General features: G+C 37.0%; 8 protein-coding genes. 3 read left to right on the top strand and 5 right to left on the bottom strand.

Annotation, left to right across the window (positions count from 1 at the left end; genetic code table 11):
• Window positions 1-28: 28 nt before the first annotated feature.
• Together B9A18_RS10985 and B9A18_RS10980 are read right to left on the bottom strand one after the other, a co-directional pair.
• Window positions 29-1,213: a FecR family protein gene (locus tag B9A18_RS10985; RefSeq protein WP_084289336.1), complete on the bottom strand. Its 1,185-nt coding sequence runs from the start codon at window positions 1,211-1,213 to the stop codon at window positions 29-31.
• Between the two features lie 65 nt (window positions 1,214-1,278).
• Window positions 1,279-1,848: an RNA polymerase sigma-70 factor gene (locus B9A18_RS10980; RefSeq protein WP_084289335.1), complete on the bottom strand. Its 570-nt coding sequence runs from the start codon at window positions 1,846-1,848 to the stop codon at window positions 1,279-1,281.
• Between the two features lie 259 nt (window positions 1,849-2,107).
• Between B9A18_RS10980 and B9A18_RS10975 the strand changes: the two genes are divergently transcribed.
• The 3 genes from B9A18_RS10975 to B9A18_RS10965 all read left to right on the top strand — a co-directional run bounded on the left by B9A18_RS10975 (window position 2,108) and on the right by B9A18_RS10965 (window position 6,688).
• Window positions 2,108-3,802 carry a tetratricopeptide repeat protein gene (locus B9A18_RS10975; protein WP_144009466.1) on the top strand — a complete coding sequence of 565 codons (1,695 nt, stop codon included), beginning with the start codon at window positions 2,108-2,110 and terminating at the stop codon, window positions 3,800-3,802.
• 89 nt (window positions 3,803-3,891) lie between these two features.
• On the top strand, window positions 3,892-5,562 hold the full coding sequence (locus B9A18_RS10970; RefSeq protein ID WP_144009465.1) for a tetratricopeptide repeat protein: 1,671 nt from the start codon (window positions 3,892-3,894) through the stop codon (window positions 5,560-5,562).
• Window positions 5,563-5,752: 190 nt separating this feature from the next.
• Window positions 5,753-6,688 carry a helix-turn-helix domain-containing protein gene (locus B9A18_RS10965; protein ID WP_084289332.1) on the top strand — a complete coding sequence of 312 codons (936 nt, stop codon included), beginning with the start codon at window positions 5,753-5,755 and terminating at the stop codon, window positions 6,686-6,688.
• 125 nt (window positions 6,689-6,813) lie between these two features.
• Here the strand turns inward: B9A18_RS10965 and B9A18_RS10960 are convergent, their stop codons facing one another.
• The 3 genes from B9A18_RS10960 to B9A18_RS10950 all read right to left on the bottom strand — a co-directional run bounded on the left by B9A18_RS10960 (window position 6,814) and on the right by B9A18_RS10950 (window position 12,603).
• The gene (locus B9A18_RS10960; protein WP_084289331.1) at window positions 6,814-8,592 is read right to left on the bottom strand and encodes a TlpA family protein disulfide reductase; all 1,779 of its coding nucleotides are present in this window, start codon (window positions 8,590-8,592) and stop codon (window positions 6,814-6,816) included.
• Between the two features lie 10 nt (window positions 8,593-8,602).
• Window positions 8,603-10,003: a TlpA family protein disulfide reductase gene (locus B9A18_RS10955; RefSeq protein WP_159452639.1), complete on the bottom strand. Its 1,401-nt coding sequence runs from the start codon at window positions 10,001-10,003 to the stop codon at window positions 8,603-8,605.
• Between the two features lie 89 nt (window positions 10,004-10,092).
• A complete protein-coding gene (locus B9A18_RS10950) occupies window positions 10,093-12,603 on the bottom strand; it encodes a zinc-dependent metalloprotease (protein WP_159452638.1) in 2,511 nt (836 codons plus the stop codon).
• Between the last annotated feature and the right edge of the window lie 10 nt (window positions 12,604-12,613).

Here is a 12,613-nt window from a genome sequence, read left to right as displayed (position 1 = left end):
GTAATGGTTGCACATTGCCCGTTAATTTTTATTGCTTTCCTACGGTGATTCTCCTTTCTTTAATCATAAATTTCAAGTTTGCTGTCTCCTGGATAATTGCCAGTATATTTTGTATGGATTCTGATTTGTCAGCACGACCGGTATAATGCAATTGTTTTAAGCTTTGATCCTTAAATTCAATTTCATAATCATACAATCTTCCTAACTGGGCCATTAATTCTCCCATATTCTCATTTTGGAATACTATAATTCCATCCTTCCAGGCTACAAAAGGAAAGACATCTACATCCTGCTTTTTCAGACTTCCGGTAAACTTATCAAAATTGCCTTGTTGGCCCGGGTTCAGTAACATCTGCTCCCTGGAACCAAATGATTCCAATTTCACTTTACCCTCAACCAACGTAGTCTGAACTTCATTTGAATAAGTATTCATATTAAACGAGGTACCCAAAACCTGCAAACTCATTAAAGCACTACGTACGATAAATGGTTTATTTGGATTTTTAGCAACCTTGAAGTAAGCTTCTCCTTTTTCAAGATATACTTCGCGGGTTTTGGTTGCATTAAAATTCACCTGATATTTTATACGGGAGTCGGAATTTAGCCAAATTTCAGTTAAATCGTCCAGTAACAATTTATAATCTGCACCTTTCGGGATCACGAGGGTGTTAAAAATCGCGGATCTGTTTTCATTCTTTTCAGTTGTATACACGAGGCCATGATCAGCATCTGTTTGAATCTGAGTTCCGTCCGAAGTTTTGATAGATTGCTGGCTGTCAAGCTCAATTTCTCTTCCGTCTCCAAGAATTAAGGTTACTTTATTTGCCCCTCTATTTTCATGTTTACGGGCCAGCTGATCCTGTTTTGGCTGCTTGTCTGATAAGGTCAGGTATAAGCCCACAGTCAAGGCAACAGGCAGGAATAAAATGGCAGCATAACGTGCCCATTTTGAAAAGAGCGCAACAGTACGTTTGTTAACTGAGGCTTCATCCAATTGACTGCTAACTAAACCCCAGTCTGCTTTCAAATCAATAGCTTCCAATGAGGCTACAGCTTCACCTAGCTTTTGTTTGTCTGTAATTTCTGAGATATAAGCTCTTTCATCAACAGTCAGTTCATTGAGGCGATCTTCAGTCACTTCATATCCTTGTTCAAGTGAACGAAGAATTTGTTCCCATTCCGGTTGATCGTTATTGTCTGGTTTGCTCATCATCTAAAAATAAGTCGAAAAAAATTAGAGAGCGGGTGACAAGAATGTTAAAAAACCATTAAAACAAACTACAAGTACCTGGAATACAGAAACATAAAATAAATAAAAACAAGAGGTTGTTTTGGTAGTTCATTCCGTAAAAAGGCATAAGCTCTTTTTATTTGTGTTTTAACAGTATTGATTGAGATTTGATTTCGTTCAGCAATTTGAGCGTAACTCAGACCTTCAAAATTATGCAACATAAATATATTCCTGCACGCTTTTGGAAGCTTATCAATAGCAGCCCGAAGTTCTACATCAAGTTTTTCGCGATCAAACTGAAGCTCTGCATCAACCTGGGGATCAAAACTTTCTTCAACATTGAACTGATTTTTCTTAGCCTCAGTAGCTTCAAGCTTACGCAAATAAGAAATGCATAAATTTTTAACGGCGCGTGTTGCATAGGATTGAAATGTACCTGATAATTGTAGCGTTTCCCTTCGTCTCCAAAAATCAATGTAAAACTCCTGTACCAGGTCTTTCGACACATCCAAATCACCAATTACCTGATTCCCGACCAAACACAGAAACTTATAGTGCTTTTGGAATAGTAGTTCAAAGTCAGTAATAGATAAAAATGGTTGGTCAGGTTCCCCCATGTGCCCCGAATGAATAATCAATAGATGTATAAAATAACAACCATCTAAGATGATTTTATTTATTTGCAAAAACAATAAAATTCAGCAAGTACTATGCTACAAATATATTAATAGTTAATATAAAAGACAGTTCCAATGTTTTATTATTCTTACTTTTGAAAATAATATTTTTTTGTATCCATTTTCTGCCCCTAATAATTATAACTATTCCTTCCTTAGCACAATTAGTGCTTTATCTAAATTTTATAGCCTAACTGTTTTGAACTTAAAATTCGATAGAGACGTAAAAACTGGCACTAAACTAAAGTTAGTTTTGATTTTTATTGCCATTTTTTTTGTTCAGACAGATGTAAATGCACAGTCAGACAGTACTATTCAGCGCTTAAAAGAATTATTGAATCGTAGCCAATCTGTCGAGAACAGACTTAGATTAACTCTTCTCCTTTCTGAAGAATTGTATAAACCTACCCCCACCCAAGCCCTTGAATATGCGAATGAATCTGAGCGGTTAGCCAAAAGCCTGGGTGCTGATTCATTATTGAATAGAGCATACATCAGTCAGGCCACCGCTTATATATCTATGGGGGATTATCCCCATGCGCTCCAGCTGCTCCTCAAAAGTATCCGCGCTGCAAAAAAAAATGGAGATTCACACTTACTATTTTCCGCTTATGAAATGACGGGAATTCTTTTTTATTTCCAAAATGACCAAAAAAGAGCTCTTCAGTACTTCTTTAAAGCACTTGAACAATACTCCATCAAAAAACCGACACATAACAAACAAATTGAACGAAAGGCCTATTTGCTAAACAATATGGGGATTCTGTATAATCAGAAAAAAATGTATACCCCCTCTGCCTATTACTTCCATGAAGCACTAAGCCTTGCTAAACACTTGAATAATCATGAACTCATAGCTAATGTGCTGAATAATCAGGGAACTTTGTATGCTGATCAGGGTAAAACCGATACTGCCCTTAAACAATACCTGGAAGCCATAGAAATCAGGAAGAGAAACGATCATAAATGGGGACTTACCCAATCTTATATAAGTGTTGGCAAATTCTATTACAAGTTGAACGATTACAACGCCTCAGAAACGTATTTCAAGAAAGCGATTGAAACCGCAAGACAAATAGAATCCTTGCATTATGTAGGTGTTTCTTCATTCTATCTTTTCCAGTTGTATAAGCAAAAAGGTGATTACAAGCATGCTCTGGAGGCGATTGAATTAAGCAAAAAAGTAAATGATACACTATACAACGAAAAACGAACACGAGAAATAGGTCGATTGGAAACGCAATTTCATTTGGATCTCAAACAAGCTGAATTAGCAGCAAAACAACGGGAAAAGAATTTGTATTTCATATTGGCCGCAGCTAGTCTTGGTCTTTCCTTAATCGTTGCAACCCTTCTTTTTTATTTGCAAAAAAGTAAAGTTAGAAGTGCACAACTTGAACAGGCGAACCTACAATCAGAGAAAAAAAATCTGGAAAAAGACATTGAATTAAAAGATAAAGAACTAACGACACAGGTATTGCATTTGGTTCACAAAAATGAACTCATCCATGTAATTTCAGAAAAACTGCTTGAGATCAACCACAATCTGGATATCAAGTCTCGAATGGCGGTTCAGAACCTCATTACCGATCTACAATCAAATCTTCAACCAGAACTTTTTGAAGAATTTAAGCTAAGAATCCAGCACATTCATGAGGATTTTTACAATATTTTAAACAAAAAATTCCCCAACCTTAGTTCCACTGAACTTAGGCTCTGTGCATTTTTAAAACTAAACCTAACTACCAAAGAAATTTCAGCTATAACAAATACAAGTGTGAAATCAATTGAAATAGCCCGAACCCGTTTGCGTAAAAAATTAAACCTAACCGGTACCGACCAGAACTTAATTATATTCTTATCTCAACTCGATCAGACTCAGGCTAGAAACTAAAATTAGCTTGAATAAGGATTAAGATTCGTATTTTTATCGCGTTAAACCTTAATTATTGAATGTTGCATTTTTAATTAAATCCCTATTTGGTGAGAAAAAAACTACTTCAGAATTTATTAATCAAACACTTCTTCCTACTGGCATGTATTTCATTTTCTTGCTTAAATTCTGATGCGCAATCCTCAAAAATAGATAGCTTAAAAAAGTCATTAAGCCTGACAGAGAATGATGAGGAAAAATTTAAAATAGCAACTGAGCTTACCAAATTAAACACCAAAACCAAGCCTGCTTTAGCATTGGAATACGCAGAGGAATCAGCAAGGCTTGCAAATATGATTAAATCTGATTCATTCTTACAAAGAGCTAATCTAAATCTGGCTACAGTCTATCTGCAGCTTGAGAATTACCCAAAATCCGTACAATTTTACTATAAGGTTATTCATAACTCGCAAAAAAAGCCCGATCCCAATATCCTTTTTGCTGCTTATGTTAACCTGGGTACAATATATTTGATGCAAAACGACTTTAAAAATGCGATTTCAAAATATACCAAAGCGCTTACTTATTTAGGAGATAAAACAGAAAGAAATCTTGAACGAAAAGCAGGCTTATTGAATAATCTTGGGGGGACCTATAAAGAAATTAAAGACTACCGTAGAGCAGAAATCTATTTAAATGAGGCGCTTAAGATCAGTAAGCAAATAGGTGATCAGGGGAATGTTGCAAATATCTTAAATAATCAAGGACAGGTTTATCAACATCTTGGTAAAAATGAACTAGCGCTTAAACACTATCTTGAAGCGATGGCAATCAGGGAAAAAACCAGGGATACGATGGGTATAGCCAGTTCAAACTATAGACTTGGTCAGTACTATTATAGCTTAGGAGACTACACAGCTGCCGAACCGTACCTAAAAAAAGTGACCATTCTAAAAAAGGATCTGGGCTCTTATGGGCTTTTAAGTCAATCCTCCTCCTATTTATACAACATATATAAACAACAAGGTAAATACAAAGAGGCCCTGGCAGCGATTGAACTCCAGAAAGAGACAAATGACAGCCTGTTTAATGAAGCAAGGACGCGCAAAATCGCACAGTTAGAAATGCAGTTTGAATTTGACCGTAAGCAAAGTGAGCTGCAAACCAAACAACGGGAAAAGGATCTTTATAGCTGGATAATTGCTATTAGTCTAGGACTCTCTTTGATCATCATTACGCTTCTTTTCTTCCTGCAAAAAAATAAAGCCCGAAGATCACAGCTGAACCAAGCTCATTTGCAGCTGGAGAAAAAAAACCTCGAAAAAGACATAGAATTAAAAGATAAAGAACTGACTGCTCAGGTATTACACTTAGTTCAAAAGAACGAACTGATAGATGTCATTTCTGAAAAGCTGCTGGAAATCAAACAAAATATGGGACCAGAGTCTCAAACAGCTGTACAAAAAGTAGTCATAGATCTACAATCCAATCTTCAACCAGAACTCCTAAAAGAATTTAAGCTTAGGTTCCAGAACATTCATAAAGACTTCTTTGATATTTTGAACGAAAGGTTCCCCGACCTTAGTCCAAGTGAGCTTAGGTTATGCGCTTTTTTAAAATTAAATCTAACCACTAAAGAGATTTCAGCAATCACAAACATTAGTCCTAAGTCAATAGAAATCGCCCGAACCCGTTTGCGCAAAAAGTTGAATTTAACCGGAACCGATACGAACCTGGTGATATTTTTATCTCAGTTAGATCAAACTCCAGTCGGGCAATAGAACATCATAAAAACAGGACGCCTTCTGGTTCTTTCTTCTCTTTTAATCGGTTTGTTTGTTAAAACCCTTGTAAAATAGCATTTAAAGTGCCATTGTAGTGGTTTTGTAGTGGTCACTTTTTCTTTAATCCAGAACTAAAGCCCGTATTTAGCCTCCATCAATTTCGACCAATACCCCTAACTAAAGAACCATGGAGAAGGCTAACCACAAAGATGATTTCTTTGGAAAAAATCAAATCACTGTTCCAACTGAAGTAATCAACGACTACATTAAGAATAAGTTTTTCAGAAATGCGCTTTATATAACTGAAATTGGCTATTCATCCAATGTTAAACATCATTACCCATTTAATGAAGACAGCAACTCTAATTATATCCTGATTTATTGTCTGGATGGCAAAGGTCATTTTGAAACGAGAAATGAAGCCTTTACCATTCATACGAATCAATTCATGCTATTAACCCCTGATCAGCTACAGTCTTTTCGAGCAGATGCCGAAATTCCAGGGAGTATTTACTGGGTACAATTTGGTGGCAGCATGGCGGATGACCTAAAAGCTGACTTCGATTTCCAAAAATATGAAAACCCTACTCAGCTACCCTTTGGTGATGACGTGCTCGAAGCATGGCACAAAATCTATTCAAGCTTATCAGATGGCTTTGCTTTCGAAAATATAGGCTATGCCAATTTCAATCTATATCATTTGATCTCCTTATTTTTATTTCCCAATAAGGCAAATAAAAATATAGAAGAAGATGAAGATAAACTGGAAAAGTCGATTGCCTTTATGAAAGACAACTTACAAAACCACCTTACTGTTGAAGGCATTGCCAAAGAATTTAATTACTCATCATCGCATTATTCTGCACTTTTTAAGCAAAAAACAGGGCTTTCACCAATTGATTACTTTATCAGAATAAAAATTCGTCATGCATGCCAATTGCTCACTCAAAGTAATTTAATCATAAAAGAAGTGGCCCAAAAAGTAGGGTATGAAGACCCTTTTTACTTTTCAAGAATTTTTAAGAAAGTTACCGGTAAATCGCCTGTTGAATATAAAGGACGATTGAAAGTTAAAAGCCCGAAAGCGTCTTTCTCACTCCGTCAGTTCGAACCGGTTTACTAAGAGAACTGCTTTTCCAGGTAAAGCACTTGTCATACCCGCGAAGGCCGGTATCCCTAATTAGTACGTAAAATAGAAGAGCCTGTATCAAAAACTGATACAGGCTCTTCTATCTTTAAAATAAACCGCTACACGCCTTTATTTAGTTCACGATCAATATAATCCTTTAACCTTGCTTTATTTTCAGGTAGCGGGCAGCGAACTTCAACCCAGTTGCCTTTCTTATCGATCAGCAAAAAGCGAGGAATCGCATTAATCTTGTACTTATTAGCGAAGGCTTTACCCGACTTATCTAAGAGTTGAACCCCATCAAGTCCCTTTTCTTTGATCATATCCAACCATTTTTGTTTGGCGGATTCAGCATCAACAGAAATACCCACAAAAACAATGTTATCATTTCCTTTATACGCCTCTTCAACTTCCTTCAGGAAAGGCATTTGTGCTTTACAAGGACCGCACCAGGTAGCCCATACATCTATGAGTACCACTTTACCTTTAAAATCTTTCATTGATACAGGTTTGCCGTTTACATCCGGTAAAGTAAAATCATAAGCTGATTTACCAATAAAAACGGTATCAGGAGCAAACTGTGCCAAAACATGATTGTATTTCCACTTTACGGATTCCGGTTTTGTATACTTTGCATAAGGAAGAAAAACATGCTTAAACTCGCTGTAATTATTAACATTTAGGTCTTCCAGCTGTCCTTTTAATAAAAATGCCTTTAAAGTCTCATTTGAAACTGTGCTCATCATATGCTGTAGCTTCTCTGCGTCACCCAAGCCCTGTCTTTTTTGCGCATCCAGTTCGCTAAGGCTAAATTTAGCATATAAGTTGATGTATTCATTTCCTTCCCCAAACAGCAACAAATCAGCGGAATTAATTTTGTTTTGTTTTAACACCTCCCTGTAAAATGCTGGCACATTAGAAAATTCCCTGGCCGGTAACCAAAACAAATGCTTTTTCCCCGCAAGATTGAGCAATGAGCGCAATGGTAGCAGGCTATTATCCAGTTGACCTGCAGTTTTAAACAGCTTGTTAAACTTCTCATTAGGCGTATTAACACCGGCTAAAAAGTCTTTAACCTTTGGCTGTAACGATTGGTACGCTGATTTAAAAGCTACAGAATCTATAAGCGCTCTTGACCGCTGCTCCAAATTATAACCATAAACGGAAGCAGGCTGAATCAGCTGTTCCCAATTAACCAGCACTTTGTTTTCTGCTGTAGTTTTTACCCATTCGGTTTCTGTAGCCCAGGCACCATCTATGTTTAAAGCAACCTTATCATTAGGTTTCAAATACAGGCGCTTTTTCCATCGGGTAGTTGAAAGGTAATAGAAACCTTCCTCCTTCACAGGAATTAACAAGCTAAAAACAGGATTACCCTTTTCTATATTAAAGGTTTCTATTTTTTGGAAACGGCCTTCAACTACCTTCTCCAACGACAACTCTCCTCCAATTTTCCAATTCGTCAAAGTACCACTAACCATTGCTGTAGAAAATTTAGCAGCTCCTTTTTCAACGACCATACCTTTTAGTGCTTTCTCATCAAACTGTGCAGGATTCAAGGTTACGTTGATATTTTCGCCCGCATTTAACTGTATTGGGAATGTTGCACCAAGATCACGTTCCAATCTCAATTTACCCATTTTCATGATCGTTACACGCAATTGATAAGTTGCATCAGCACGATACGGAACAGCAAGGGAAAACCTGTTATCCGCAGGATCCGTTACTGCGGTAGCAATAAGGCGCGGTGATCCGGCTGTATTGCTCCAGATGGCAATTTCAGCATGCTTTTTCTCTGTAAGTAGTCCTGTTACATTAACCAACTGCTCCTGTGCCAGGGCATCAACAGTTATAAGCAGGAATAAAAAGAATAAAATATTATTTTTTAAAATTTTCATATAAATTTCGTTAGTTGGTTGAAGCCAGGGTTTTATCAATTAGCTTTTTAAATTCAGGATTTGATGGCATGGGTGCATCTACAGTTACAATTTTTCCCTCACGATCAAAAATCAAAAAACGTGGAATGCCTGCAATCTTATAATACTTTTGAATAGATTCAGTTGAATTTGATAGTAATTCTAAACTTTTAAAGCCATTTCTCTTTACAAAACCCTTCCAAAGATCACTGCGATTTAATCCATCCACCGAAACGCCAATAAATTCAATATCAGTTCGATCCTTATAATAATCATGTTCAATTTTTGCCATAATAGGTTTCTCAGCTAAACAAGGCGCACACCACATAGCCCACATATCAATGATGACAACCTTTCCTTTAAAATCGGATAACTTGTGGGGCTTATCATTTACATCTTTCAATTCGAAATCATAACCCTGAGTACCTTTGGCAAAGAGATAAAGATCTTCATAACGTTGCTGATAGGCTGCTTTCATTTCTGCTGAAGCGAACAATGACTGATAAGGTTTTACATGATCTACAAAGTCTTCATATTTTTTGATGTTCCTCATATGGTAGGCCAGATAGCGCAGCCTAACCTGATCATTACAAATGAATGCTGTGTTTTCAGAAAAAGATGAAGCAACCAAATCTTTTGTATTTTTCACCTTATTAAATTTCCAGTAACCAAAAATATAATTGAGCATTTGCATGCCATTTTCTGAGCGCAGCAAACTAGGATTACATACAATCTTTTTGTCTTGCAATGGCTTATAAAATGCCTGAGCATTAGCAGTACTATCATAAGTGGTATTTAACCTCGATCCAAAATTAAAATAGTTTGCTGCTAAAAGGTATTTGAGATCCGTTTCTACTTTGTCGGCCAGCCACTGGTTAAAATAAACATTTTTTGTTTTGTTTTTTTGCAAAAATGAGGAGGCAGACTTTTCAAAAACCCTGTACTTATCATGGGATTGATCTTTTCTATTTACCACTGACTTCTCGTACGCATTAAACTGGAGCATCCAGTTTGCCAAAGCTTTTGTTTCTGCATTTGGTTGTTCAACAATACAACTGTCGTAATCAAGAGATAATTTACCTGCATACAGATCAATTTTTTTTACATCTCCATCTTTCAGATAAATGACATGATTAAAGGTATGACCTTTGCCTCCTGCCTTTCTAAAAAAATAAACACCTTCCTTTACATCTACGACAAACTTACATGTCCCTTTTTCATCAGGGCGTTTAAAGCCCAAACTATGGGCTTCGCCATCTTTAAGCTGATATAAGTACAAACCACTTCCCTGTGCTCCATAAACGGTACAATTAACAGTTGCCTTACCCGATGCTGCTATAGCTTCAATGATACCCACGGCAAACAATAGCAGAATCGTCAATAATTTTTTCATAATTTCCTCCTTTATAAACATTCCCGGCTCTACAATTAAAGCGGAGCAGGGAATGAGTTTTTTAACATAAATTATTTATACTTTAAAAATTACTTCAGATCCTTTTTAATCTGATTGGCAACAAATAGCAAATGTGCTTTCGAATCTTTGTCAGTAGCCTTATCAGCAGCAGCCAAAATTTCTTTGTTTAAATTTTCTAAATGTAAGGTTATAACAGAACCAATATCAGAATTCACAGTTAATGGCATGGTCTCTGCCGCGGTTGGTCCACCAAAAAGTAACCCTAAGGCATTATTACCAACTTCCGCTTCATTTTTCACCCTCAAGAGACAGTTGATGTAATTTTTTTGTACATCTCTACGGTACATATCAATTTCTTGATTTGTTTGCAGCTCCTTCCACACACCTGATTTTATATCTGATAAATATTCATTTACAGAATAGGTTTTTTCCTCACCAAAACGTTGCTCCATGATGTTTAAAGTATTGAATACCCTATCATTAAACAACTGAACCATGGTACTATTTTGAACTGAACGTACTGCGCCAGAGCGTGCAGGGCTACCAATTTTATTCAACATGTTTAAATCTAATAACCATGTCGGTGTTTCAAAAACCTGCTTATTCAAAAATGCAACTGCTTCCCTTTGCTTTTCAACAGGTACTGAAGAATAGGTATCACCAGGTTGACCAGGCATTTTAATGGTTTCATATACACTCGCAATGTTTTTTATCACATGGTTCACATATCTATTAAATTGAGTGGCCACCTGTAAGTACATTTTTGTTTGGTTATTGTACAAATCATTGTCTTCCTTTGTCCAGTCAGCAAGATGAGCCAATACATATTGTAAGTTTTTAACACCGTACTCACTGGCTTTCATGGCATTATCGCCCACATCTTCTGTCTGACAACGTGCATCGAAGTTCATACCTTCACCACCAAACCATAATCTCGGATTAGCTTTCAAGCTGTCTGTAATCCATCTAGATACTACTTTTTTATCTTCCTGGTCATTTTTAGCGCCAATATAGGTGTATCCCCATTTGATGGCCCATTTATCATAATCATTGATACGTGGCATAATACCTGAAACAATACCTACACTATCTTGAGGTTGTGCAACATAGTTAAAACGTGCATAATCCATGATAGAACTAGAATGTCCATGCGCTTCCAACCAATGTTTATCTCTTAATTTTTCAACTGGAGTGCAACTACTGCTTCCCATATTGTGGCGTAGCCCTAATGTATGACCTACTTCATGTGAGGATACAAAACGGATCAATTCTCCCATTAACTCATCACTAAATTTCATTTTACGAGCTCTAGGATCATTCGGACTAGCCTGAACCATATACCAATCGTGCACAAGGCTCATCACGTTATGATACCATCCCACATAACTTTGTAAAATCTCTCCACTTCTAGGATCATGAATATTAGGTCCGTAAGCATTAGGGATGTCTGATGGCAAATACCTCAACACTTTATAACGTGCATCTTCAAGACTCATCGTCGTATCATTTTCAGGCCATTCTTTACCAATAATAGCATTCTTGAAACCGGCAGCCTTAAAGGCTTCATTCCAATCGTTAATACCTGCAATTAAATATGGGCGCCATTGTTTAGGTGTAGCCGGATCTATATAATATACAATTTGCTCTTTCGGTTCTACCAATTCACCTCTTTTATATTTTGCCATATCCTCAGCCTTTGGTTCCAAACGATAGCGAACAATAAAGGTTGTCGGCCCAAAATCTTGCTGCTGATCAGAAAGGGGTTGATATGAATTTGCAAAATAACCTACACGTAAATCAAAATGGCGCGGCATCATTGGTTTTTCCGGCATTAAGAAAATGGAAACTGAAACCTCCATTGTAATTGCAGATCCAATTTTAGCAGCTTCTATTGGTGCGACTGCGGGACGTCCCGGAGCAGCAGCTCCACCACCAGCCGTAGCAGCATAAGTTCTTACCATTTTAAACTCCATATTGGCAGGATAAGAAGCCACACTTTTCAGGTAACTTCTGTCCGCAGCAATCCCACTAACAGACATTTTTGATTTTACCTCAGGGCTCAACATCGTAAAGGTGTTTTCCTTCTGGAAAAAATCTGTAATATCAATTACTGAACTCTTTCCGTTTTGTCCAACAGCCTTAATGTCAAACACCATTGCAATGGCATCAATGCTTGAATTGGCTACAGCCTTCGCGATGTTGTCTTTTGGATCAACCTGGTTACCTACACTCATTGCTCGCATGATCAGCTTGCCACCAAATCCCTTTTCAAAAGAAATCGTACGTGTGTTCATAATCTCTCCACCAAATTTTGGACTACCGCCAGGTACAGTTACCAACCAGCTGGTTACCAGAAGTTCTCTTTTCAAGAGTGCATCAGGAATTTCAAAATAATATTTATCTCCATTCCGGTGAATGTTGATCATTCCATTTTTACTCTCTGTATCTTTTGTTACAATCGAACTGATCGGCTTGATTGTGTTTTTAGCCGAATCTGTCTTGGCTTTCTGAACTTTTTCTTGTTGAGCCATCGAAGTACTGCAACATAAGCCCAGTAGCCCAACAAATATCATTTTCATCTTCATCTCT

It is taken from the genome of Pedobacter nyackensis (assembly GCF_900176505.1).
In the GTDB taxonomy this organism is placed as follows: domain Bacteria; phylum Bacteroidota; class Bacteroidia; order Sphingobacteriales; family Sphingobacteriaceae; genus Pedobacter; species Pedobacter nyackensis.
The sequence above is the reverse complement of the archived record's forward strand: the minus strand, read 5'-3'. Positions and strand labels throughout refer to the sequence as shown.